The sequence below is a fragment of the Planococcus koreensis genome (genome assembly GCF_004761975.1).
GTDB lineage: Bacteria > Bacillota > Bacilli > Bacillales_A > Planococcaceae > Planococcus > Planococcus koreensis.
Window position 1 is genome coordinate 15,197 of record NZ_RQII01000020.1, and the last position, 22,926, is coordinate 38,122.

25 protein-coding genes and 1 riboswitch are annotated in these 22,926 nt (G+C 47.6%); of the genes, 3 read left to right on the forward strand and 22 right to left on the reverse strand.

The window, feature by feature from the left end; translation table 11 throughout:
- Positions 1-245: 245 nt before the first annotated feature.
- Positions 246-2,804: a vitamin B12-dependent ribonucleotide reductase gene (locus EGV91_RS04860; RefSeq protein ID WP_135501229.1), complete on the reverse strand. Its 2,559-nt coding sequence runs from the start codon at positions 2,802-2,804 to the stop codon at positions 246-248.
- A gap of 189 nt (positions 2,805-2,993) precedes the next feature.
- Positions 2,994-3,773 (reverse strand): lipoate--protein ligase family protein, encoded by a 780-nt coding sequence (locus tag EGV91_RS04865; RefSeq protein ID WP_221300961.1) that lies wholly within the window; start codon positions 3,771-3,773, stop codon positions 2,994-2,996.
- Between the two features lie 156 nt (positions 3,774-3,929).
- Here EGV91_RS04865 and EGV91_RS04870 point away from each other — a divergent pair, with 156 nt between their 5' ends.
- The gene (locus EGV91_RS04870; RefSeq protein WP_135501233.1) at positions 3,930-4,310 is read left to right on the forward strand and encodes a rhodanese-like domain-containing protein; all 381 of its coding nucleotides are present in this window, start codon (positions 3,930-3,932) and stop codon (positions 4,308-4,310) included.
- 288 nt (positions 4,311-4,598) lie between these two features.
- On the opposite strand, the gene gcvPB is transcribed toward EGV91_RS04870, so the two are convergent.
- The 10 genes from gcvPB to comGA all read right to left on the reverse strand — a co-directional run bounded on the left by gcvPB (position 4,599) and on the right by comGA (position 13,154).
- The gene (gene gcvPB / locus EGV91_RS04875; RefSeq protein ID WP_135501236.1) at positions 4,599-6,062 is read right to left on the reverse strand and encodes an aminomethyl-transferring glycine dehydrogenase subunit GcvPB; all 1,464 of its coding nucleotides are present in this window, start codon (positions 6,060-6,062) and stop codon (positions 4,599-4,601) included.
- Positions 6,055-7,422, reverse strand: a complete 1,368-nt coding sequence (gene gcvPA / locus EGV91_RS04880) for an aminomethyl-transferring glycine dehydrogenase subunit GcvPA (protein WP_135501238.1) — start codon at positions 7,420-7,422, stop codon at positions 6,055-6,057. Before gcvPA ends, gcvPB begins: the two co-directional genes overlap by 8 nt.
- A 27-nt stretch (positions 7,423-7,449) precedes the next feature.
- On the reverse strand, positions 7,450-8,550 hold the full coding sequence (gene gcvT, locus EGV91_RS04885; RefSeq protein WP_135501240.1) for a glycine cleavage system aminomethyltransferase GcvT: 1,101 nt from the start codon (positions 8,548-8,550) through the stop codon (positions 7,450-7,452).
- 143 nt (positions 8,551-8,693) lie between these two features.
- Positions 8,694-8,786, reverse strand: a riboswitch (glycine riboswitch).
- 140 nt (positions 8,787-8,926) lie between these two features.
- Positions 8,927-9,439, reverse strand: coding sequence for a shikimate kinase (locus EGV91_RS04890; RefSeq protein ID WP_135501242.1), 513 nt, complete (start codon positions 9,437-9,439; stop codon positions 8,927-8,929).
- A gap of 205 nt (positions 9,440-9,644) precedes the next feature.
- A complete protein-coding gene (gene comGF / locus EGV91_RS04895; RefSeq protein WP_135501244.1) occupies positions 9,645-10,076 on the reverse strand; it encodes a competence type IV pilus minor pilin ComGF in 432 nt (143 codons plus the stop codon).
- Complete coding sequence (locus EGV91_RS04900; protein WP_135501246.1) at positions 10,073-10,321, reverse strand: hypothetical protein; 249 nt, start codon at positions 10,319-10,321, stop codon at positions 10,073-10,075. Before EGV91_RS04900 ends, comGF begins: the two co-directional genes overlap by 4 nt.
- 40 nt (positions 10,322-10,361) lie before the next feature.
- Entirely contained in the window at positions 10,362-10,802 is a 441-nt protein-coding gene (gene comGD / locus EGV91_RS04905; RefSeq protein ID WP_277751535.1) for a competence type IV pilus minor pilin ComGD, read from the reverse strand.
- Complete coding sequence (gene comGC, locus EGV91_RS04910) at positions 10,787-11,101, reverse strand: competence type IV pilus major pilin ComGC (protein ID WP_135501250.1); 315 nt, start codon at positions 11,099-11,101, stop codon at positions 10,787-10,789. The genes comGD and comGC overlap by 16 nt, the downstream gene beginning before the upstream one ends.
- A gap of 12 nt (positions 11,102-11,113) precedes the next feature.
- Positions 11,114-12,157: a competence type IV pilus assembly protein ComGB gene (gene comGB, locus EGV91_RS04915; RefSeq protein WP_135501253.1), complete on the reverse strand. Its 1,044-nt coding sequence runs from the start codon at positions 12,155-12,157 to the stop codon at positions 11,114-11,116.
- Positions 12,129-13,154 (reverse strand): competence type IV pilus ATPase ComGA, encoded by a 1,026-nt coding sequence (comGA, locus tag EGV91_RS04920; RefSeq protein ID WP_135501255.1) that lies wholly within the window; start codon positions 13,152-13,154, stop codon positions 12,129-12,131. The genes comGB and comGA overlap by 29 nt, the downstream gene beginning before the upstream one ends.
- A gap of 708 nt (positions 13,155-13,862) precedes the next feature.
- Here comGA and EGV91_RS04925 point away from each other — a divergent pair.
- Positions 13,863-14,105 (forward strand): DUF2626 domain-containing protein, encoded by a 243-nt coding sequence (locus EGV91_RS04925; protein WP_135501257.1) that lies wholly within the window; start codon positions 13,863-13,865, stop codon positions 14,103-14,105.
- A gap of 57 nt (positions 14,106-14,162) precedes the next feature.
- Here EGV91_RS04925 and EGV91_RS04930 read toward each other — a convergent pair whose 3' ends face one another.
- Positions 14,163-14,798: an MBL fold metallo-hydrolase gene (locus tag EGV91_RS04930; RefSeq protein ID WP_135501259.1), complete on the reverse strand. Its 636-nt coding sequence runs from the start codon at positions 14,796-14,798 to the stop codon at positions 14,163-14,165.
- A gap of 140 nt (positions 14,799-14,938) precedes the next feature.
- Here EGV91_RS04930 and EGV91_RS04935 point away from each other — a divergent pair, with 140 nt between their 5' ends.
- On the forward strand, positions 14,939-15,118 hold the full coding sequence (locus EGV91_RS04935) for a DUF2759 domain-containing protein (protein ID WP_135501260.1): 180 nt from the start codon (positions 14,939-14,941) through the stop codon (positions 15,116-15,118).
- Between the two features lie 122 nt (positions 15,119-15,240).
- Here EGV91_RS04935 and EGV91_RS04940 read toward each other — a convergent pair whose 3' ends face one another.
- From EGV91_RS04940 to EGV91_RS04980, 9 genes are all read right to left on the reverse strand, one after another.
- Entirely contained in the window at positions 15,241-17,184 is a 1,944-nt protein-coding gene (locus tag EGV91_RS04940) for an LTA synthase family protein (protein WP_135501262.1), read from the reverse strand.
- Between the two features lie 181 nt (positions 17,185-17,365).
- Positions 17,366-17,560 (reverse strand): YqgQ family protein, encoded by a 195-nt coding sequence (locus EGV91_RS04945; RefSeq protein WP_135501264.1) that lies wholly within the window; start codon positions 17,558-17,560, stop codon positions 17,366-17,368.
- Positions 17,557-18,132 (reverse strand): 5-formyltetrahydrofolate cyclo-ligase, encoded by a 576-nt coding sequence (locus EGV91_RS04950; RefSeq protein ID WP_135501266.1) that lies wholly within the window; start codon positions 18,130-18,132, stop codon positions 17,557-17,559. Before EGV91_RS04950 ends, EGV91_RS04945 begins: the two co-directional genes overlap by 4 nt.
- Before the next feature lie 123 nt (positions 18,133-18,255).
- Positions 18,256-18,405 carry a 50S ribosomal protein L33 gene (gene rpmG / locus EGV91_RS04955; RefSeq protein ID WP_036809376.1) on the reverse strand — a complete coding sequence of 50 codons (150 nt, stop codon included), beginning with the start codon at positions 18,403-18,405 and terminating at the stop codon, positions 18,256-18,258.
- A 162-nt stretch (positions 18,406-18,567) separates the two neighbouring features.
- Positions 18,568-19,227 carry a phosphate signaling complex protein PhoU gene (gene phoU / locus EGV91_RS04960; RefSeq protein ID WP_135501268.1) on the reverse strand — a complete coding sequence of 220 codons (660 nt, stop codon included), beginning with the start codon at positions 19,225-19,227 and terminating at the stop codon, positions 18,568-18,570.
- 19 nt (positions 19,228-19,246) lie between these two features.
- On the reverse strand, positions 19,247-20,056 hold the full coding sequence (gene pstB, locus EGV91_RS04965; protein WP_135501270.1) for a phosphate ABC transporter ATP-binding protein PstB: 810 nt from the start codon (positions 20,054-20,056) through the stop codon (positions 19,247-19,249).
- A 27-nt stretch (positions 20,057-20,083) separates the two neighbouring features.
- Complete coding sequence (gene pstA, locus EGV91_RS04970; protein WP_135501272.1) at positions 20,084-20,962, reverse strand: phosphate ABC transporter permease PstA; 879 nt, start codon at positions 20,960-20,962, stop codon at positions 20,084-20,086.
- 1 nt (position 20,963) lies between these two features.
- Complete coding sequence (pstC, locus tag EGV91_RS04975; RefSeq protein ID WP_135501274.1) at positions 20,964-21,890, reverse strand: phosphate ABC transporter permease subunit PstC; 927 nt, start codon at positions 21,888-21,890, stop codon at positions 20,964-20,966.
- A 69-nt stretch (positions 21,891-21,959) separates the two neighbouring features.
- Entirely contained in the window at positions 21,960-22,910 is a 951-nt protein-coding gene (locus tag EGV91_RS04980) for a PstS family phosphate ABC transporter substrate-binding protein (protein WP_135501276.1), read from the reverse strand.
- Positions 22,911-22,926: the final 16 nt, after the last annotated feature.

Genomic DNA, 22,926 nt, shown 5'->3' on the forward strand with positions numbered 1-22,926 from the left:
CAGCGGATTTTAAACTGCCCGTGCCAAGCGCTCTTCAGTTCAAGCAGCCTGTACCTTTCGTTTAGTGGGCTTCTGCTGTTACAGGAACTCATTTTTGCGCAGCTCTTGTTACGTTCTTGATTTTTTATCAATAAAACCTTATGTAATAATCTACATTTATTTTCTTGAAAGACATATGCCGCGATTTTCAGGCATAAAAAAAACGCGGCGGCCGGAGCCGTCGCGTTTTCGAAATTTCTATTCGATTAAAGTCCGCATTTCAATTGGGCGTTGCAGTTGGTGCAGGTATTGCAGCCGCCCATTTCTTCAACAGTCCCTTTGCGGCAGACCGGGCACGTATCGCCGATCTCAGAGCCGATGGTGACGTTGGTTGAACGCAAATCTTGGATGGTATCAATAAGGACGATCGGGCGCTTGCCTTTCACTTCTTCTTGATGTGGTTCCTCGAACGTATTGTCTTCCGCTTTCAGCGTCAACACTTGCGAGTCGCGGCTGCCGTCGACATAAACCGTTCCGCCTTTCGCCCCGCCTTTGTAAAGACGCTCGTAAACGCCTTCCACTTGCTCGACTGTATAGCCGCGCGGTGCATTGACTGTTTTGGAGATGGACGAATCAATCCAGCGCTGGATGATGCACTGAACATCCGCGTGTGCTTCAGGAGCCAAGTCCATCGATGTCACAAACGCTTTCGGAAGATTTTCCTCGTCCGCTTCCGGATTGTTTTTCAAGTATTCACTGACGATATCCGCTTTGACCTCGATAAATTTGCCGAGGCGTCCGCTGCGGTAGTAAGTGAATGAATAATATGGCTCCAAGCCAGTCGAAACGCCGACCATCGTACCCGTTGAACCCGTAGGTGCCACTGTCAGCAAATGCGAGTTGCGGATACCGTTTTCCAGGATGCCGGCACGAATCTCTTCCGGCATGCCCTGCATAAAGCCGGTTTCCGTAAACGCTTTGCGCAGCGCTGCCGTCTCTTCATCGGTGTTGCCGATCAAGAATGGGAAGCTTCCGCGTTCTGACGCCAATTCAACCGATTCTTCGTACGCCGCTGCTGCAATGGTCTTGAAGATTTCATCGACCAATTCGTTTCCTTCAGGCGAGCCGTACTCTTTATCGCAATAAATCAATAGATCCGCAAGCCCCATGACGCCAAGTCCAACACGGCGTTCGCCGAGCGCCTGCACACGGTTTTCTTCAAGGAAGTAAGGCGTAGCATCGATGACATTGTCCTGCATACGGACGCCGACTTTGACCGTTTCTTTCAACGCTTCAAAATCGACTTGCTTTGTTTTCGCATCTGCGAATTGTGCCAAATTGACTGCTGCCAAGTTGCACACTGAATAAGGTGCCAGCGGCTGTTCACCGCAAGGGTTCGTTGCTACGACTTTTTGGCCGTATGCTGTTGCGTTCGTTTTCGCGTTGGCGTTGTCGATGAAGAAAATGCCTGGCTCTGCAGAATACGTCGCACAGACGTTGATCAGGTTCCATAGTTCGCGCGCTTTCATCGTGCGGTAGACGCGCACTTTATGGCCCAAACGCTCCCACTCGCGAACGTCTCCGACTTCCTGCCATTTTTCATTGTAGACGGCCATTTCTTCTTTCGAATACGATTCAACCGCTGGGAAGCGCAAATCGAAATCTGCGTCTTCTTCGACAGCTTTCATGAAATCGTCCGTCAACGTGACCGAAATGTTGGCGCCTGTCAGGAATTCTTCGTTGTGGACCGTGTAGGTGCCGCCGTCACGAAGTTTCGTTTCCGCGTCGCGCATGATTTTTTCGTTGAAGCCGCCCATTCCAGGAATCGCACGGTAATTCAAGATCCCTTGGTACATCGCTTCTTCCTGTTCAGTCAACGGTTTGAATTTCAATTTTTCATGGGCCAGTTTTTTGATCGTTTCGTCTTCCGTGTTTTCGATCAAATAACGGAGGATGCGCGGGTTCTGCATTTTTGAAATGATGAATTCCGCGATATCCGGATGCCAGTCAGCAAGCATGATCATCTGCGCACCACGGCGCGATCCACCTTGTTCGACGAGATGCGTCAATTTCGCGATATCGTCCAGCCAAGAAACCGAACCGGAAGATTTGCCGTTTACGCCTCTTGCCAATGTATTGCGCGGGCGGAGCGTCGAGCCGTTTGTGCCGACGCCTCCTCCGCGGCTCATGATTTCCATCACTTGCTTGCGGTGGTCGGAGATCCCTTCGCGCGAATCAGCGACGAAAGGCATGACGTAGCAATTGAAATATGTCACATCTGTGCCCGCGCCCGCTCCGTAAAGAACGCGCCCTGCAGGAATGAATTTCAGCCCGACCAGCTGCTCGTAGAATTTATTGAACCAATGCTCACGCTTTTCAGGAGTCGTTTCAACAGACGCCAATCCAAAAGCATTGCGTTTCGCGATTTGTTCGTAATAGACTTCCAACGGCTTTTCGATGACATCAAGGCTGCGGTTGACGATGCCGGCTTCCATTTCTTCCGGTTTGTCGATCGCGCTGCGGTAATCTTCCTCGATCCAAACTTGTGCGGTGTTCGCCGCTTTGTCGACGGAAACGATGAAACCGAGGCCGCGTGCCGGGAATTTCGGATCTTGCTTGACGGTCAACACGACAAAATCGCCTGCTTTGAGCGTCTTTTTCTCCGTATCCTTAAACGAATAGCGGTCGATCATCACGAGGCGGGATACCCCTTTATGCGTCGTTTTCATGTCCGGCGTAATCGCGTGGACTTGAGGGAATGACTGGATATCGCTGTTCAACGACACCGGATTTAACGAATATTTTTTTTGAGTGGCAGAAACCATTTGACATTTCCTCCTTCATATTATATGGAGTGAACACTATATATAGTATTATTACATTTCCCATCCTACTATATATTGAAACGTCCCTGCAATAACAAAATTTTGCTGGTTTTTCCGTGAGACGTCTCAAAGCTGAATGTGCAACGGTTTCTGCCAAAACCCACGCGATAAAATGAGTCTTTAGTCGCCTTATGTGCGAAAATTCCAATCATCATTTCCATAGCGTTCTTCTTCGATTTTTTTCACTTCAGCGAGCTGGCTTTCCGATAATTCGTACGGCGTCAATCGGATTGCTAAAGCCTTTTCGAATCCGGTTCTGAATGCGGGAACACATTGCTCCGCGGTGACGCCTTCCTCGAGCAGCGAATTGATCGAGACGGCTTTTTCCGGAATTTTTTTGCGCATCCGATCTTTCGAAGCCTCGTCTTTGAATTTGAACACCGATAATAATTTTTCAGCGTCCAAGTCGATCAAGATGGCCCCATGCTGCAGGATCACCCCTTTTTGGCGCGTCTGTGCACTGCCCGCCACCTTTTTGCCGGCAACGACCATTTCATACCAGCTCGGCGCGTCAAAGCACACTGCACTTTTCGGTTTTTTCAAATCCGCTTTTTCAGTTTCACTTTCGGGAATCGAAAAATATGCGTCGAGCCCCAAATTCCGAAAGCCTTCCAACAAACCTTCACTCAGCACCCGGTACGCCTTCGTAACCGTCTCTGGCATATCTGGATACCTTTCACTGACAATAATGCTGTACGTCAGCTCATGCTCGTGCAGCACGCCTCTGCCGCCGGTCGGACGGCGAACAAAGCCAAGGCCGAGTTTTTTAACGGCCTCCATATCGATTTCCTGTTTGACTTTCTGGAAATAGCCGATCGACAGCGCCGCCGGCTCCCAGCCGTAAAAACGGATAACCGGTGGAATCAGCCCTTCACTATGCCAATTCAGCAGCGCTTCATCGAGCGCCATATTAAAAGATGCCGGCGCTTTGCCGGTATCGATGAACAACCATTCTTGAAAATTCACAAGATCGCCCCCTAAATTCTTTAATTAGTGTAACATTGCCATTGAATAAGAGTCACTCCATCTTTTATAATAAAGAGAGAATAGAAAGGGGCAAGATCATTGGATTTTCTTTACATCACTTTAGGCGTCGTAGTTGCAGTGCTCATCTTTGCTGCAATCTCATACTTCCGCATCAAAAAATCCGTAACCACATTGACACAGGAACAATTCATCGAAGGCTACCGCAAAGCGCAGCTGATCGATGTGCGTGAAGCGAAAGATTTTGCAAACGGCCATATCCTAGGTGCGCGCAATATTCCGCAAACACAATTGAACCAGCGCTACAAAGAAATCCGCGCCGACAAACCCGTTTACATTTATGACCAGAACGGTGTTCGCAGCGGCCGCGTTGCGTTATTTCTGAAGAAAAAAGGCTACGACCAATTATACCAATTGCAAGGCGGCTTCAAACAATGGAGCGGCAAGGTCAAAATCAAATAATGAGCTAAAGCCTTTCCCGATTGCGGAAAGGCTTTTTTTATTGGAATAAATTCGGGTGAGAAGCGTATTTTGCCTGTAACGGGGCGTATTTCAAGGTTTATAGAGCGTATTTCGCCGGTTGCAGAGCGTATTTTATTGCTAATGGAGCGTATTTCGAGATAACAGAAAAATATCTGCCCATTAAACTGCGCCAGAGCTTGAGAAGTGGATAAATATGCAATGCCCTCTGGCATCCATCCCGACAAACCCAAAAATGCCCCTCTGAAAGTTCAGAGGGGCTAAAATATATTATTCAGTTTTCGTGTAGCGCAGAACCGGTTTGCGGGCAGCCTGTGTTTCGTCCAGGCGCTTGATCACCGTCGTGTGCGGTGCATTCTGCACGATTTCCGGATTGTCTTCGACTTCCTTGGCAATCTGGATCATCGCATCGATGAACGCGTCCAAGGTCTCTTTGGACTCAGTCTCAGTCGGCTCGATCATCATGCCTTCCTCAACGTTCAATGGGAAATAGATTGTCGGCGGATGGTAGCCGAAGTCAAGCAGACGTTTCGCCATATCCAATGTGCGCACGCCCAATTTTTTCTGGCGGCGGCCGCTCAAGACAAATTCATGCTTGCAATGGCGGTCGTAAGGCAGATCAAAGAATGGCTGCAGTTTGCGCATCATGTAGTTGGCATTCAATACCGCGTACTCCGTCACGGCTTTCAAGCCATCCGGCCCCATCGAGCGGATGTACGTGTATGCACGGACGTTGATGCCGAAGTTGCCGTAGAACGGTTTGACGCGTCCGATGGTTTCCGGGCGGTTGTAGTCGAACGTGTAAGCATCATCTGTTTTCACCAGCACAGGGCTTGGCAAATAAGGAATCAAATCTTTATGGACGCCGACTGGCCCAGAACCTGGTCCACCGCCGCCATGCGGTCCTGTGAATGTTTTATGCAAATTCAAATGGACCACATCAAAGCCCATGTCGCCAGGGCGAGCTTTTGACATAACGGCGTTCAAGTTCGCGCCGTCATAATACAGTTTCCCGCCGACTTCATGGATGATTGCCGCCATTTCAAGAATCTGTTCTTCGAAAAGGCCCAATGTATTCGGGTTCGTCAGCATCAATGCCGCTGTATCGTCTCCGACTACGCGTTTCAAATCATCAAGATCCACAAGCCCGTGTTCATTCGACTTGACCGTCACCGTTTCAAAACCGGCAACTGTAGCCGAAGCAGGGTTTGTACCGTGTGCCGAATCGGGCACGATGACTTTCGTGCGGTTCATGTCGCCGCGTGATTCGTGGTATGCACGGATCATCATCAATCCTGTCCATTCACCGTGTGCACCCGCTGCAGGCTGAAGCGTCACTTCGTCCATACCCGTGATTTCCTTCAAATGCTCTTGCAGGTCGAACATCAATTCCATCGCGCCTTGGACAGTAGACTCGTCCTGCAACGGATGGATATTCGCGAATCCAGGGTAGCGCGCGACGGATTCGTTGATTTTCGGGTTGTATTTCATTGTGCAGGAACCCAAAGGATAAAAGCCTGAATCGACTCCGTGGTTGCGTTTCGACAACGCCGTGTAATGGCGCATGATGTCCAGTTCGGATACTTCCGGCAAGTCGGCTGCTTCTTCGCGGATCAACCCCGCAGGCAAGATATCGTTCAAGTCGATTTCGGGCACATCCAATTCTGGCAGGCTGTAGCCTACGCGGCCTTCTTTCGTCATTTCAAAGATGAGTGGTTGGTTATCTTTATGCATGAGTAGCCCCCATTTCCTGCACTGCTGCAGCAAGTTCCTGCACGAATGCATCAATCTCTTCTTTTGTGCGCTGTTCGGTTACCGCGATCAGCGTATGGCCTTCAAGTTCCGGATAGCTGCGTCCGAGATCGTAGCCGCCGATCATGCCTTTTTCGAGCAAACGCGCATTCAATTTTTTCGAAGGCGTTTTCGTTTTCACAGTCAACTCATTGAAATGAGCCCCGTCAAAAATCACGTCAAAGCCGGCTCCTTTTAATTGCTGCTTCATATAATGCGTTTTGGTAATGTTCTGGACAGCGATTTCTCGCGCGCCTGCCTTGCCAAGTGCGGTCATTGCCACAGAAGCAGCCAACGCATTCAATGCCTGATTCGAACAGATATTTGAAGTCGCTTTATCGCGGCGGATGTGCTGCTCACGCGCTTGCAGCGTCAAAACGAATCCGCGGCGGCCGTCTTCATCGACCGTTTCCCCGACTAAACGCCCTGGAACTTTGCGCATCAATTGTTTCGTTACTGCGAAATAGCCGCAATGCGGTCCGCCGAACGCTTCTGAGATGCCGAACGGCTGTGCATCGCCGACCGTGATGTCAGCGCCCAATTTGCCTGGAGGCGTCAATGCGCCAAGCGCCAATGGGTTTGCCGAAACTGCGAACAACGCGCCCGCTTCATGGATGATCGGCTCCAGCGCCTTCAAGTCTTCCACTTGCCCGAAGAAGTTCGGGTATTGCACCATGACCGCAGCTGTATCGCCGTCGATCATTTCTTTCAACGCTTCAAGATCGGTATGCCCATCTTTCAACGGGATTTCTTCAACAGCAATTGATTGGCCCAACGCGTACGTGCGAACGACATCGCGTGTTTCGGGATGGACCGCGCGCGACACGAGGATTTTTTTGCGGCGCGTGTGTCCAGCGGCAAGCATTCCCGCTTCCGCTAAAGCTGTGCCGCCGTCATACATCGAAGAGTTCGCAAGGTCCATCCCCGTCAATTCACTGATCATCGTTTGGAATTCGAAAATCGCCTGCAACTCGCCTTGGGAGATTTCTGGCTGGTACGGTGTATAAGCCGTATAAAATTCAGAACGTGAAATGACGTGGTCAACGATGATCGGTTTGTAATGATCGTAGACACCCGCTCCAAGGAATGAAGCATAACGGTTGGTATCCGCATTTTTCGCTGCCAATTGCGCCAGTTCTTTCGTCAAAGAAGATTCCGATTTTGCGGCTTTGATCTTGTATTCGCCTTTAAAGCGAACTTTTTCCGGAATGTCTGCAAAAAGCTCATCAATCGACTGGATGCCGATGACATCCAGCATTTCTTTTTCATCTTGAGCCGTCATGGGTAAGTAGCGATGTTTCATAAAGAGCAGTCCCCTTTTCAAATGAGATTATTTTGATCGTTTGTAAAATGGCGTTTCGACTGTTTTCGCTTTCAGGCGTTTATTGCGGATTTCCACTTCAAGTTCCGTGCCAAGTTCAGCAAATTCACGGGCGACAATCGCTAAGCCAATGTTCTTTTTCAAAGTAGGCGACTGTGTCCCTGTTGTCACTTCACCGATTTCTTCGCCATTCGCGAATACTTTATAACCGTGGCGCGGGATACCTTTGTCGATCATTTCAATGCCGACAAGTTTGCGCGGGATCCCATCAGCTTTCTGGGCTGCAAGCGCTGCTTTGCCGTTGAAATCCTGCTCTTTGTCCAATTTGACAACAAAATTGATACCAGCTTCCAGCGGCGAAATGTCTTTTGTCAATTCCTGGCCATAAAGCGCCAGGCATGCTTCAAAGCGCAATGTATCGCGCGCGCCTAAGCCCGCTGGCAATGCTCCTTCTTCTTTGCCTTCTTCTAAAATCTTATCCCATAACGCCACAACGGCTTCCGGGCTTGCATAAATTTCAAAGCCATCTTCGCCGGTATAGCCCGTGCGGGACAATAAAACCGGATAGCCGCCAACTTCAACGTCGGCTTTGAAACGGAATGGCCGGATCGAAGACAAATCTTCTTCCGTCAACCGCTGAAGAATCCCCGCTGCATGGGGTCCTTGGAAAGCCAATAAACCATAATTTTCAGATTCGTTTTTGAGAACGACACCATCTCCGGCGTTTTTTTGCATCCATTCAAAATCTTTTTCGATGTTCGAAGCGTTGACGACCAGCAGGTAATCATTGTCGGCCAGTTTGTAGACCAGCAAATCATCCACTGTTCCGCCGTCTTCATAGCACATTGCCGTGTATTGGGCTTGTCCGTCTTTGATCTTGGAAACGTCGTTTGTCACCAGGTTCTGAAGAAACTCGAGGCTGCCTTCGCCTGACACAAAAATTTCGCCCATATGGGATACATCAAATAATCCAGCTTTCGTTCTTACTGCTTCATGTTCTTCTTTGATGCTCGAAAATTGGACCGGAAGTTCCCAACCGCCAAAATCGATCGTCTTACCGCCATACTTTGAATACGCCTCAAAAAGAGGTGTGCGCTGCAATTCTCCCATTCGTCTTCCTCCTTGGATGTCAAATTCCACAAAAAAAGGACAGAGATTCCCCCTACAATAGGGAAATCTCTGTCCTGGAACCTGAAAGTTTACCTTTACGGCTTTCCTCTTTGGTAGCTGCTGAGCAGCGTTCTCCAGAGATGCGTCCTGCACGAGTCTTTTTGCCTGAGAGATTCATGACATATTGTCATTTGCTCCTTCGGCGACGCTTTCGCGTTCTCTCCCCGTGCACTCATCCGCCCAAATCAAATGTTTGGTCCAAACCGTTATACAGAATAGTATAACTTTGTCTATATCCTAACATTGTATAAGCAGAAGCGCAATCTTTTTTAATAGAACTAATCAAACACGAACGATTATTAATTTGATAATTAAATCATTCGCCTTTTAGGCGGTTCACTTGAAAAGCAGCGTATTGCGTAATCTGCCGCAGCGTGCGAAACTCGGTGCGGATTGTAATATGCGCCGCTTCTTTATAGAAACGGTACCGTTTTTTAAACATCGCTTCAATCTCTTCCCGTGATGAGTTGCGGACAATCGGCCGGTTCGGATCTTTATGGATCCGCCTCCAAATCTCCCTGAATGGGGCGTCGAGGAAAAGCACCAGCCCTGTAGCCCGCATGATCTTGCGATTTTCTTCACGCATCGATACACCACCGCCTGTGGAAACGATGCAATTGTCGTGACTGAAATTCTTCAAAAACTCTGTTTCGAGATCCCTGAAATGTTCTTCGCCAAACTGCGCAAAGATTTCCGGGATCGCCATTCCAGTCTGCCGGACGATTTCCTTGTCCATATCATAGAAAGGGATTTTCAATAAAAAACTGAGCCTTCTGCCGACTGCACTTTTGCCGCAGCCCATAAATCCGACCAAATATATTCTTTTCATCTTACCACCCATTGCATCCTGCTACTCAGGTATTTTATGTTGCGCGATTTCTTTTAGTAGTTGTATCGTAGCATGTCTGTGCAAATTTTCCAAACTGTCATACGTCTTATATTGAATAATATAAACAGTTACTGCGTGCGACATGAGGATAAGGGCGGAAAGGAAAAAGACTGCGGACACTGGATAAATCGAACCTTTTTCGCATCTAAGGCTGCGTGAAAACATATTCCTCCTCCAAAATTATGCCATCGGTGAATTCCGCCTGCAGCAGCAGGCTGTGGCCGCGCAAAGAAAAACTGGTCTTTTTGATGCCCGTCAGCATGACTTCATGCCCTAGCCGAAACTTCTGCTTGCGGATGAACTTGTCATAGCTTTCAATATCGTATTCATCTCCCCCTTGGACAATTCTTACGCCTGCGCCATTATTGATGATCACAAGCGATTCTGCACCCGATAAATAGCTTTGCAATTCCCCTGCGAACAAAAACCATTCCGCTGTCCGGGGATCGGCTTCTTCGAAAAAGCCGCGTATAAAAACAAAGAACAAGACAATGAGCGGCAGAAATATCATCAGCAGCAGCAGCTCAAAAAGCGAGTTGAGAAACGTAAAGCCTTTTTCGTCCGCCACTCGGTTCATTCGATGCACTCCTTATGTTCTTGATTCCGGGAATCATCGTAATACACACAAAGCTGTTCTGCCATTTCCCATCGGTAAAGTATGCCTCCTGATCTCCGTTCACCCCTTGCTACGCCATATCCCGCAATCTCGATTGCGGCTTCATGCAAGGTTTCATATGCGGCGAGCCGCTCTTTTTTCGCGTGGAGCGATTGCTGCAGCTCTTGCATCACAGGAAGCAGCGTGCCGAACATCATGAAAAGCATGGCCAGGCTCAGCATTGTTTCCGGCCATGAAAAACCGTTTTCATCCAGAAAACACCAGCCTCCCTTTGCCGATATGGACGATCAGCGATTTCTCGCCATCGCTCGTATCGAATAATAAGGTGCCCGCAGCCGTAACAGAACCGTTGGCAGAAAAAGACACCGCCTTCAGATTGCTTGTAGCTTTCAGTTTGACAGTTGCCGGGAGCTTGCGCGGGGGCAATATCGCTTTGAATGACTGGACGACTTCATATCGCCCTTCTGTTTCCCGAAACACCACCATAACCGGTGCATTCGTCCGATACGATTCGCTCTGGGCATAATAGATGTCGCGCATCAGACTGTCGAAAAAGCGCTGTTCTTCCCTGTCCGTCGCCATTGCTTGATATGACGGCACTGCTATCAGCGATACCGTCATCAGTAAACTGAGCACCAGCAGCATTTCCAGCAGCGTAAAGCCGTTTTGCTTTAAGAAGCTGTCGATGACACGACACCGTCAATTGAGATATTAATGGTGTCGCCGTTCGGGCAGCTTGTCTCGCCATCTTTCAAATAGCCGTTTGACACAAGGCTTTCCAGCGTCGGCACCGCCTTCTCATCCATGCGGTAAGATTCAACTTGCCCTTGAACCATGTGGACAAAAGCTTTGCAGCCTTTTTCATCGACCGATGCTGATTGTTTGGTGACATTGGGAATGGCGATGGCAATCAAGACAGTGATGATCAACATGACGATAAGCATTTCGATTAGTGTAAATCCTTTTTGATTTTTAATAAAACGCATGGTTTTTCCCCCTTAGATAGTGTGGACCAAATTGTACATCGGTAGCAGAATCGCTAAATAAGCACCGATAATGCACGCCGCAATCATGATGAAAAAAGCAGGCTGGATAATTTTCAAGAGACGCTGTGTCTGGGCTTCAATCCTCTCCATCATCACTTCGCTGTAAAGGATCAATTCCTTGCCTAAAAATCCGGCCATCTCTCCGTGCTGGACAAACGCCGCCATGTCTGGCGCGAAAAACGGATGCCGCCGCAATGCATCGGACAGCGGCACGCCTGTCACGACTTCGCTGTGGCATACTTCCGCCATGAATTGGATAATCGAATGGTGATTCTGTTTTTGCAGCAGCTGCAGCGATTCCTGCAGCGAGATGCCGCTGTGGAGCAGCGTTCCCAGTTCCCGCGACAGCAGATGCGACCAATAGAAAATCATGATCTTGCGCAATACTGGAAGACGCGTCAGCCAAGCGATTTTTTGCACCGGCCCCATTTTCTTCAACATCGCCGCAAAAGCAGACGCGCCGATGCCGGCAATAGCAAAACAGCCGATGAAGAAATCCGGAAGGTTCAGCAGATAGGCCGGCACGCCCGAACCTTCACCGTCTGCATTCAGCGAGGCCATCAGCTTTTCAAGGTTCGGCACATAGCTTGTGCGGAAAAACAGGAACAAACCGGAAGTGAAAAACAGCAGCGAGACGGGATAAACCAAAATATTGCGCAGCTTTTTCTGAACTTGTTCGGTCCGGGAAAAGCTTTTCGAAATGCTGTCAATCGATTCCGGAAGCCGCCCGTGGTGTTCGGCTATTTCAACCGGGAATAGTACATTGTCTTTAAAGCCCAGGAATTTCAAGATCTCTGCCGCGTTTCCGCCGCCCTTTAGAATCGATGTCACGCCGTTCAATGCTTCATCCAGTTTTGGCGTGTGCATCGGCAGCAAAAGCGTCAGCGCTGTCGGCAGCAGATAGCCTTCCCGTAAGAGGACGGCTAGCCGGGACAGAAAATTTTCGCGGTCACGAAAGACGATTCGCTTATTTCTCTGCAGAAGCTTCAAGGGCACCGATTTTCACCCCCTCACGGATCTGGCCTCCAAATGATAAATGCTCGGGCAATACGTACAGCTGCTGATTTTTTGCGGACTGCAGCGCTTCATCGAGCCGTTCTCCATGAAGTATTTCATACAGTGCCCGGTAAGCGGCACTGGACTGTTCGATATCCGCGTAGACGGGCACTATGCGCTGTGCGGAAATGGCAATAAGCGTTTGGGCCATGTCTTCAAAAGACACGCCAAGATCGTGCAGGCGGTGCAGGCAGCCAACTGAATGGCGCGCATGGATCGTCGAAAAGACCAAGTGGCCGGTTAACGCAGCCCGCACGGCAATCTGGGCGGTGTCAGCGTCGCGGATTTCACCGATCATGATGATATCCGGATCGTGGCGCAAAATGGCTTTCAGGCCGGCCGCGTAGCTGAGCCCAGCTTTTTCATTTACTTGGATCTGCAGAATCGACTGGTTCTTGCGCTCGACCGGGTCTTCCAGTGTGATGATATTGCGGTTGAGTTTTTCTGCGCAATGCTTCAATAGCGAATACAAAGTCGTGGATTTTCCGCAGCCGGTCGGGCCAGTGAGCAGTATCAACCCTTGGTCCGCTTCCGACAATTTTTCCAAAAGGCGTGCGGAATCCCGGAAAGCGGCCAATTCATGGATGCTGCGCGCCACTTCTTCTGCCATCACACGGATGACAATACTTTCTTTCGTCAAGACAGAAGGCAGCGTTGATATTCTAAAATAATATGGAAGTTCTTGAATCGGGAGATGGAAAGAGCCGGTTTGGGGTTTTCTTTTTTCGCTCATATCTAAAAGGGAAAGGTATTTGAAATAGGCAATCATGCGATCACCAAGGTCAAGGGGGATTTTCATCACTTGCCGCAACGAATGGAACGTGCGGAAAGAGACGTCGTAGCCGGTCGGGCCGGGTTTGATGTGGATGTCTGTGGTGCCGCTCTCTGCCGCTTGGGCGAGCAGCTGGATGCATCTGCGTTCAACGATTTCCTGCATAGCCGCCTCCTGTCCTGAGTTTTGAACAAGAGCCGCCGCCCTGTTCCCCCATAGTATAACCGGCGTTTTTTCAGAAGGAAATAGAATGTGCCAAAATAAATTTTTGATCGCCGTATCCGTGCCAAATCTCATTTTCCACAATATTTTTAACCTTTCTTAAACACAAAAATTGAACAAATAATTTACCATAGTCAATATTCTGCAAAACAGCTGAAAAGGTATTGACTCAAGAATTGGGGAGATGACTTTGCAACGAAGTGCACGGCCCGTTAGGAACAGTAAATTTTTCTCCGCTTTTTACCCCATATATAGAGATATCTGAGCGGAGGCGCGGCCAAGGGCTAGGCAAGGAGATGGCCAAATGGAATTTGGACCATTTCCTTTGCTTCGAAGCTAGCGAAGCGATGCAGAAGCAGAAAGTTCTTAGCAATGAGACGAGTGTTCTTCTCGGCTCATTGCGAGAGCCAAGGAGTGCCAGTTACTTTTGGCAACTCCTTTGCGACGAGCTTGCGCAGGAGCAATAATCTTTGAACTGCCCAAAGCGTCCGAAGCGGTATATATACTTGAAATTTTTTTCAAATTAAACACCTTGGAAAATTCATACACTTGTTTGTCACAAAGAATCGTCATCTCGCTGTTTACACATTCACTCCGTTTCCTATATAATAAATAAGAGATTATTGTGTTGTGGCAAAGGAGGGATTACCCATGGATAAGATGTTCAAATTAATGGGATGGTGGACTGGCATTTTTGCAGTTCTGTTTTATGTAGGCGATATGGTGGAAGTATCATTATTAATGGTCGCTAACACTGGATTTTTTGTACTTCTTGGATTCTTAAATATTTCTGAACGCATGTACATGTACATTTTCGCAGCTTACTTAACTGTATTCTTCGTAGGATTCACGTATTACACAACGTTCATCCATATTCCCGGAGCTGGACATTAATTAACGAAATCAAAAGCAAAAAGCGGCCAAGCTTGGCCGCTTTTTTATTATGCATTTTTAACCGCGCAAGAATGGATTTGATCGCTTCTCTTGCTCTGGTGTTGTTTCCGGCCCGTGGCCTGGGTAAAGGATCATGTGCTCCGGCAAGGTCAATAGCGAGTCATTGATCGACTGCAGGAGCTTCTTCTCAGAACCGTCTACAAGATCCGTCCGCCCGATGCTGCCGCGGAACAATGTATCGCCGACTATCGCAAAGCCTTCTTGTCCGAACGAATAAGACACGCTTCCTGGCGAATGGCCGGGTGTATGGAAAACATCCATCTTGAAGCCGTTGATTTCCAGCTGCTTTTCTCCGTCGAGCAGAATATCCGCATCTTTCAACCGGTAATCAGGCACCATTGAATATTTGCCTGAGCCGTTCAGATTGGGCTTGCCCAGCCATTCTTTCTCCAGTTTATGCAGATAGGCGGGAATTTCGTATTTCTCCCTTAGCGTGTCCACCGCTCCAATATGATCGAAATGCGCGTGCGTCAATAAAATCGCCACTGGCGTCAATTGTTTTTTCTGAAGAAACCCGATGATTTTATCCGCTTCTTCGCCCGGGTCGAAAATCAGGCATTCTTTGGCATCATTCGAAATGATGTAGCAATTGGTTTGGACCGGTCCTAATTCCATTTGGTTAATTTTCAGCATTTTCTTCACCTCGGTTTAAATTATAGCATTTCAGAGTTCATCGGTCTGACAATATTATCTCTCGACAAACATCCGGAATTTCTTTACAATAAAAGAGAAGAAGACGGCACTGGCTGTTAAAGTTGAAGGGAGTGTCATAGATGAACTTGCTTATGGTTATTTTTGGTCTAATTGCTGTATTAGCGGCAATTGGCTCTGTACAAACCTTAAAAAACAAAGAAATTTTAGGATTCCTTTTTAACTTCGGTACGTTTGTGATTTTCGGTGCTTTCACAGTAGCGACCATCATTACACAAGGATATCCACCAAGCCTGCACTAATCCCTGAAAGCTGATGCGAATGCATCGGCTTTTTATTTTTGCTAAAAACAGGCAGTGAATGATCAAATGAAAAAACCGTCCCTGCACATATTGTGCGGGGACGGTTTTCGTTGAAATTTGTTTTATTCTTTCAGTTCAGCTTCTTTTTGGAGCTGTTCTTGTTCAAGCTTGGCTTCTTCTTCCTCTGTCAAAATCAATTGGCCGTTTTTCTCGTCATAGAATCTGAGCAAATCGCCATTGATGATCGATTCGGAATAATCGAGTTCCTGCAGAGCCGGCTCGATGAAAGGCTGGCATTGCGCCATGTCCGTTTCTTCCCCGGTTTCGCTGTCGTAGCAGACATTGCCTGCATAGACATTTTTGTCAGTGACGAATCGTCCATCACGGAACACGACGAATTCTTCATGCTCTTTAGAAAACAGGTCGCCGCCGAACTGCATGTCTTTTTCAGTTTCCATGCCAAGCAAGTGCATGATTGTCGGGCGCATATCGATTTGCCCGCCAACTTCTTCTTCGACATAGCCTTTATCCGATCCCGGGATATGAACGAAGAATGGCACTTTTTGCAGCTGTGCAGACTCATAAGGCGTAATTTCTTTGCCCAGGTATTGCTCCATCGCTTCGTTGTGGTTTTCTGAAATGCCGTAATGGTCGCCGTACATGACGATTACGGAGTTTTCGTAAAGGCCTTTCGCTTTCAATTCAGCAAATAGCGTTTTCACTGCTTCATCCAGGTAGCGTGCTGTCTGGAAGTAACGGTTCAGTGTACCCGAATTCGAATCATATTCATCAATCAGCATGTCTTCTTCATCCAAGTAGAACGGATGGTGGTTGGTCAGCGTCAGCATACGGCTGTAGAACGGTTCCGGCATTTCAGCCATCAGGTCAACCGACTGTTCCATGAAGGGAATATCCTTCATGCCCCAGTTTACGGCGTCGCCTTCGCCAACTGTATAGCTTTCAACGTCCTGGAATTCTTCGATATTCAGCGATTGGTACATCATATCGCGGTTCCAGAAACTCTTCGTGTTGGCATGCTGCACAGCCGTGTGGTAGCCGTTTTCTCCTAGGCTTTCAGCCATGGAATTATACGTATTGCCGCTATGCGTGAAGAACACCGCGCCTCCGCTTAACGGATACAGTGAGTTCTCCAATAGGAATTCCGAATCGGACGTTTTACCGAGTCCGGTTTGGTGATAGAAATTCGGGAAATAAATCGTGTCGTCATCTTTCGTCAATTCGTTGAGGAAAGGCGTGACCGTCTGGCCATTCATTTCTTCATTGATGACGAACGACTGAAGCGATTCGAGCGTTACGACAATCAAGTTCTTGCCTTCTGCCGCTCCGAACATTTCTTCGGATGGATCCGGCTGGTTCGATTGAACGTAGCTGTTCACTTCGACAAGCTCAGAGCCGTCAGCGAGTGCACGCTGCGCCTGAGATTTGGATTGGATGTAAATATCGTAAAGATGGTAATTGTACATTCCGATATTTTTTACCAGCATTTCGCGGTCGAAGCTGCGCGTCAATAATTGAGGGCGCTCCGTTTCTGCCAAGCCAAGGTTAAAGAACAGCACGGCTGCAGATAAAATCAGGTACGATTTACGCTGGGCAGCTGTCAGGTCTTTCGCTGAAGGTTTGATGTTCAGCAACTTGATGGCAGCAAAAATGATGATGACATCTGCAAAGAATACGATGTCTGTCCAAAAGATGCTTTCTGAAGCACTTGACCCCAAGTCACCGAAGTTATTGGTCTGGAACAGGACTGGAAGCGTGATAAAATCGCTGAAGAACCGATAAAAAGCCACATTGCCGTACAAGATGATCGACGTGACAATCGCGACCGACATAATGTATCGGTTTTTCAGCTTATCGCTCTTGAAGAACAACGAAATCCCGTAAACGAACAACAAAAGGCTCAGTGGGTTGAGAAATAATATAAATTCCTGCAATGCATTATCAATGGTAATGGAAAAACTCGTTTTATAAACAATATAAGTTTTGAGCCAAGTAGCTATGATGGCGATTGCCAGGATAGAATGTTTAGGCCATTCCTTTTTAAACATCCGGCATATCCTCCTTTTATTAAAAATCATGTTTTATTGATGAAAATCATACTTTACAATATCTTATTGCGCCCTTTATGTCCACTCTACAAACCTGCGTTATACTGGTGAGATGCTTCTATAATAGGACTCCCCGTTATAAGACGTTTCAAACCTCGAAACGTTTCACTTTTTTTGAATTTTATTTTTTTCGGCTTGAACTTTTTTGCCTTAAAATCAACAAAGCCGTTGAATATTCTTTCGGCGTAATAAATTGCAAGCGGTACAACTCCTTGATCTCATCTTCCATCATTTCCAGGTCTGCCTGGTAATCGCCGGTATATATGAACGTACCGTAGCGCTTCAACAATTGCATCACATCATATAATGTCTTCAACGCGGCACCTTCCCCGTTTCAATATAACCCTTTTCCGTATAAATGCCTTCCACAGGAATATCATGAGCTTCGGTTTCGATTGCTTCTGCCAATTGGACACCGAATGCAAGCGACCTCGTGTGCCCACCGTATCCTGCAAGATAGCGGTCGTAATAGCCGCCACCAAAACCGATGCGGTAGCCCTCCCGGCAATAAACGACGCCTGGCACGATCATCAAATCGATTTTATCGGGTGCGGCGTAGCGCGTAATAGACGTCTTCGGTTCTTGTAAATTCATGTAAACTACTTCAAGTTGGCTGAAATCATCGATGATGTAAAAATCCATGCCTCTGCTTTTTGGAATGCATTTCGGCACAGCCGCTTGCTTCCCTTGCTGCCAGATCCGCTCGATGAGCTTTTTCGTGTCAACTTCAGGATGAGCCGAAATGGTCAGGCCGATAATATTCGCGGATTTAAAAACAGGATCCGCAGCCAAGCCCTCAATAATTGCCGCCGACATCGCCGTATGTTTTTCTGCATCAATTTCTTTCAGTTTCGCCAATACCAAATTCCGTTGCGCGGATTTCTCCATAACCCAATCTTCCTTTCCTATGTATATTCTTTCTTTATATAAGGCCGGGCTCACCTATTGCCTAAACTCAGCCCTATATAAAGAAAAAAGCCAAAACCCCTTGAGGTTTTGGCAGTCAAACAATTACTTCGTTTCACGGTGTAGAGTCATTTTCTTTTCACGTGAGCAATATTTTTTCATTTCAAGACGCTCAGGGTTGTTGCGCTTATTTTTAACAGTGCTGTAGTTACGTTCGCTACATTCTGTACAAGCTAAAGTGATGTTAACACGCATCGGTATCCCTCCTAATTCTTTCAAAGATCGGTTGTAAATAAGCATGATCTATACGACTTAATAATTATAGCACATCCAGCCGGAAAGTCTACCGATATTCCTCAACTTTTACCGGCTCCTGCAAAAATAAAATTCCCCGGCACAACTGTCCGGGGAAAGATCTTATTTATTTAAATCGTAATGGCGTCCGCGCACAAGGTAGAACAGCTGCTCTGCGATATTCGTTGCATGGTCCGCTGATCGTTCCATATAGCGGCAAACGAAAGCGAGCTGGGTGATCTGGCTGATCTTTTCAGGATTTTGCGCTCCTGCCAGCATCAATTTATTGATGACTTCGCCGTATAGCGCGTCGACTTGGTCGTCAAGTTCAGCGATTTCTTTTGCCTTGATGACGTCTTCTTCGACGAACGCTTCGATGACTTGCGTCAGCATCGCTGTCGCCAAAGCGTGCATTTGCTGGATTTCATGGATCGGCGAAAGCAATTCCTCTTTGCCGATGCGGATCGTTTCTTTCGCGATATTGACCGCGTAATCACCGACGCGCTCCATGTCCGTTGCCACTTTGATGATAACGATCAGGCGGCGCAAATCCGTTGCGACCGGCGATTGTTTAGCAATCAGCAAAATCACCCGGTCATTGATTTCTTCTTCGAGCTGGTTGATGTCCGAATCATCTTCAATCACTTCAAGCGCAGCGTCGATATCGTGCGATGCAAGTGCATTGACTGCTTTCGTCAATGCGTTCACCGCCATATTGCTCAATAAAATCAGCTGCTCTTGGGCAGAGTTTAATTCATAATCGAATTTTTCGCGTACTGACATTTTTCTATTCCTCGCTCTCTTAGCCGAATCGGCCTGAAATATAGTCTTCGGTCCGTTTATCGGACGGATTGGAGAAAATCGTATCAGTGTCGTCGTATTCGATTACTTCCCCGTTTAAAAAGAACGCTGTTTTATCAGAAATCCGTGCTGCTTGCTGCATATTATGCGTGACGATGATAATGCTATAGTCCTTTTTCAATTCCTGCACCAGTTCTTCGATTTTCAATGTTGAAATCGGGTCCAATGCTGAAGTCGGCTCATCCATCAAGATGACGTCCGGCTCGATCGCCAATGCACGCGCGATACAGATCCGCTGCTGCTGGCCGCCTGACAGGCTATAGGCATTCTCGTCAAGCCGGTCTTTTACTTCTTCCCAAATTGCTGCGCCGCGAAGACTCTTCTCCACGATTTCGTTCAGGATTTTCTTGTTTTTGATGCCATGGATGCGCGGCCCGTAAGCGATGTTGTCATAAATCGATTTCGGAAACGGGTTCGGCTTCTGGAATACCATGCCCACCCGAGTGCGCAATTCTTCCACGCCATAATCCTTATCGAAAATATTGCGGTCGCGATACAAAATCTGGCCGGAAGTCTTAACCGATGGCACCAATTCAACCATGCGGTTCAAGGTTTTGATATAAGTCGACTTGCCGCAGCCGGATGGCCCGATGATGGCCGTTACTTCGTTTTCTTTGATGTCCAAATCGATGTTCTTGAGTGCGTGGTTATCTCCGTACCAAAGGTTCAGCTGTTTCGTTAAGTAAACAGACTTTTTGTCCGTTTTCTGGACAGGCTCTTTTTTGGTTAAAGCTGTTTTAATCGTTGTCATGTTGAAACCCCTTCCGCATAAAGTGCTTTAATAGCGTTTTTGGAATTTATTGCGGATGATGACCGCAATTGAATTCATGATCAGCAGGAAAATCATCAGGATGATGATACCGGCTGCAGCCACCACTTGGAATTCTTGCTGCGGGCGGCTTGCCCAGTCGAAAATCTGGATCGGCAATGCTGTAAATGTATCGAATACGCCCCTAGGCAGAAACTGAATGATAACCGGGATGCCGATGACAATAAGCGGCGCCGTTTCCCCGATGGCGCGCGATAACGCCAAGATGCTTCCTGTCAGTATGCCTGGAATGGCTGCTGGCAAAATGATGTTGACAACAGTTTGCCATTTAGTTGCTCCCATGCCAAGTGATGCGTCCCGCAATTCTTTTGGCACTGAACGGATCGCTTCTTGTGAAGCAACAATGATGACCGGCAAAATCAAGAGGCTCATTGTGAATCCGGCAGCCAGGATGCTGTTGCCGAGTGAAAAGGCACGGACGAAGATCGTCAAGCCCAGCAAACCAAACACGACCGACGGCACGCCCGCCAAGTTCGAGATGTTCAAGCGGATGAATGTCGTCAACTTGTTTTGCTTTGCGTATTCCTCGAGGTAAATGGCAGAACCGACGCCGAGAATGATTGATGTCGGCGCGACAACTGCCATTAGCCAAAGCGAACCGATCAACGCGGCCTTAATGCCAGCCTTTTCTGGAAAACGTGAAGCGAAATTCATTAGGAAATCCAGTGATAAATGGCTGGCTCCTTGAGTTATGATGCGATACAGCAGGACAACCAGAGCCAGGAGCGCCAAGAGTGTCGCTGCCATGAAAAGCCCTTTGAATATTGTGTTAACGACCAATCGGCCGTTCATGCGTTTTATGACTTTTTCCTGTTCGACGTATCTCATATTAATACTCCTCCCTGAAACGTTTTGAAACGTATTGGGCGAGGATGTTCATCAGCATGGTGAATAGGAATAATGTAAATCCTACTGCATAGATGGAATAGTAGATTGTTGTTCCGTATCCTGCGTCCCCTTTTGAAACTTGGACGATATAGGCTGTCATCGTTTGGATCGACCCTGCAAAATCGCCGTCAAATTTCGGTGTTGAACCACCGGCAAGCGATACGATCATCGTTTCTCCGATTGCGCGCGATACCGCAAGCACAACGGATGCGATGATGCCTGACAAGGCGGCCGGCACGATGATTTTCCAAGCGACTTCAAATTTAGTGGAACCCATTGCCAATGCGCCGTCGCGAATCGATCTTGGCACTGCTGACATTGCGTCTTCCGAAAGTGAAGCGATCATCGGAATGATCATGATGCCAACGACAATCCCCGGGGAAATCGCATTGAAGATTTTGATTTCCGGGAAAAAGGTTTGTAAAAGCGGCGTCACGAAAGTCAAGGCGAAAAAGCCGTAGACGATTGTCGGAATACCCGCTAATACTTCAAGCACCGGTTTGACGATGCGGCGCACCGTTTCACTGGCATATTCACTCAAGTAGATGGCAGCCGAGATGCCAATAGGCACAGCTACGATTACCGCTATCAACGTCACTTTCAACGTCCCCACGATCAGCGGCAAGATACCATACAACTCTTCTTTATTCGAAAACGGCAGCCATGTCGTGCCGAAGACAAAGTCGAATACCGAAACGCGTCTGAAGAACGTAATGGTTTCGATGATCAATGTCAGAACGATGCCGATTGTTGTCAATACAGATACTGAAGCAATCAGCAATAAAATCCACGGAATGATTTTTTCAATGAACTTCTTGTTTTTCTTGCCTTTCGACTGCGCGATCATTTCCTGCACAGATGTACGCATAACGAATCCCCTTTCAACCGCAAAAGGCGAGCAGTGGCTGCTCACCCTTTTACTAGAACTTTATCGTATTTATTTTTTCAAAGCTTCCAATTCTTCCATGTCTTTTTCATACTCTTCTTCTGGTGCTGCTACGTAGCCGACAGCGTCAGCCATTTCGCCTGCATTTTCAATCGTGTATTGCATGAAGTTGTAAGCTGCTTCGTTGTCAGTCATCGACTCATTTTTAGCGTAAGTAAACAACGGGCGTGACAGGGGAGCATATTCACCTGACTCGATTGTTTCGTTGTTCGGCTCAACTCCACCGATTGTTACAGCTTTCAACGTGTCTTTGTTTGCAACGTAATAAGCATAGCCGAAGAAGCCGATTGCGTTTTTATCGCCTTGGACGCCTTGCACGAGCGTGTTATCGTCTTCTGACAATGTCGCTGAGCTGACCAAATCTTCTTCTTCAAGAATTACTTCATTGAAATAATCGTATGTGCCAGAATCTGTCCCAGGAGAATAAAAGACAACTTCTTCATCTGGCCATTCCGGATTGATGTCTGACCATTTTTTAGTCGTACCGTCTTCAATCCACAGTTTTTTCAGATCTTCTACTGACAAATCTTCGACCCAGTCATTTTCTTGGCTGACAACTACAGTCAATCCGTCATACGCCAGCAAAAACTCAGTGTAATCGATGCCTGCTTCTTCAAGGCTTGCAATTTCTTCTTCTTTGATCGGGCGTGATGCATTTGAGAAATCAGTTTCGCCTTGGACGAATTTTTCGAAGCCGCCGCCTGTGCCGGATGTTCCAACAGTCACTTGCACGTCTGGCTCAACTCCAGCATATTCTTCAACAAGAGCTTCCAAGATAGGTGCTACAGTCGAAGAACCGTCTCCAGTTACCGACCCTGTCGCCTGTCCAGCTTCGCCGCTTGGCTCTTCACCAGGTTCAGTAGCGTTGCCGCCACCGCATGCTCCCAGTACAAGTGCAGATCCAAGGATTGTTGATGCCATTGCGTATTTCCAAATTCTCATTTGACGTTTCCCCCTA

What these genes read in the sequence shown, in the direction of transcription:
- EGV91_RS04860 (WP_135501229.1), bottom strand. Translation starts at nt 2,804, where the DNA reads ATGGTTTCTGCCACTCAAAAAAAATATTCGTTAAATCCGGTGTCGTTG.
- EGV91_RS04865 (WP_221300961.1), bottom strand. Translation starts at nt 3,773, where the DNA reads ATGGCGCTCGATGAAGCGCTGCTGAATTGGCATAGTGAAGGGCTGATT.
- gcvPB (WP_135501236.1), bottom strand. Translation starts at nt 6,062, where the DNA reads ATGCATAAAGATAACCAACCACTCATCTTTGAAATGACGAAAGAAGGC.
- gcvPA (WP_135501238.1), bottom strand. Translation starts at nt 7,422, where the DNA reads ATGAAACATCGCTACTTACCCATGACGGCTCAAGATGAAAAAGAAATG.
- gcvT (WP_135501240.1), bottom strand. Translation starts at nt 8,550, where the DNA reads ATGGGAGAATTGCAGCGCACACCTCTTTTTGAGGCGTATTCAAAGTAT.
- EGV91_RS04890 (WP_135501242.1), bottom strand. Translation starts at nt 9,439, where the DNA reads ATGAAAAGAATATATTTGGTCGGATTTATGGGCTGCGGCAAAAGTGCA.
- comGF (WP_135501244.1), bottom strand. Translation starts at nt 10,076, where the DNA reads ATGAACCGAGTGGCGGACGAAAAAGGCTTTACGTTTCTCAACTCGCTT.
- EGV91_RS04900 (WP_135501246.1), bottom strand. Translation starts at nt 10,321, where the DNA reads ATGCTTTTCATGATGTTCGGCACGCTGCTTCCTGTGATGCAAGAGCTG.
- comGC (WP_135501250.1), bottom strand. Translation starts at nt 11,101, where the DNA reads ATGCGTTTTATTAAAAATCAAAAAGGATTTACACTAATCGAAATGCTT.
- comGA (WP_135501255.1), bottom strand. Translation starts at nt 13,154, where the DNA reads ATGCAGGAAATCGTTGAACGCAGATGCATCCAGCTGCTCGCCCAAGCG.
- EGV91_RS04925 (WP_135501257.1), top strand. Translation starts at nt 13,863, where the DNA reads ATGGATAAGATGTTCAAATTAATGGGATGGTGGACTGGCATTTTTGCA.
- EGV91_RS04930 (WP_135501259.1), bottom strand. Translation starts at nt 14,798, where the DNA reads ATGCTGAAAATTAACCAAATGGAATTAGGACCGGTCCAAACCAATTGC.
- EGV91_RS04935 (WP_135501260.1), top strand. Translation starts at nt 14,939, where the DNA reads ATGAACTTGCTTATGGTTATTTTTGGTCTAATTGCTGTATTAGCGGCA.
- EGV91_RS04940 (WP_135501262.1), bottom strand. Translation starts at nt 17,184, where the DNA reads ATGTTTAAAAAGGAATGGCCTAAACATTCTATCCTGGCAATCGCCATC.
- EGV91_RS04950 (WP_135501266.1), bottom strand. Translation starts at nt 18,132, where the DNA reads ATGGAGAAATCCGCGCAACGGAATTTGGTATTGGCGAAACTGAAAGAA.
- rpmG (WP_036809376.1), bottom strand. Translation starts at nt 18,405, where the DNA reads ATGCGTGTTAACATCACTTTAGCTTGTACAGAATGTAGCGAACGTAAC.
- phoU (WP_135501268.1), bottom strand. Translation starts at nt 19,227, where the DNA reads ATGTCAGTACGCGAAAAATTCGATTATGAATTAAACTCTGCCCAAGAG.
- pstB (WP_135501270.1), bottom strand. Translation starts at nt 20,056, where the DNA reads ATGACAACGATTAAAACAGCTTTAACCAAAAAAGAGCCTGTCCAGAAA.
- pstA (WP_135501272.1), bottom strand. Translation starts at nt 20,962, where the DNA reads ATGAGATACGTCGAACAGGAAAAAGTCATAAAACGCATGAACGGCCGA.
- pstC (WP_135501274.1), bottom strand. Translation starts at nt 21,890, where the DNA reads ATGCGTACATCTGTGCAGGAAATGATCGCGCAGTCGAAAGGCAAGAAA.
- EGV91_RS04980 (WP_135501276.1), bottom strand. Translation starts at nt 22,910, where the DNA reads ATGAGAATTTGGAAATACGCAATGGCATCAACAATCCTTGGATCTGCA.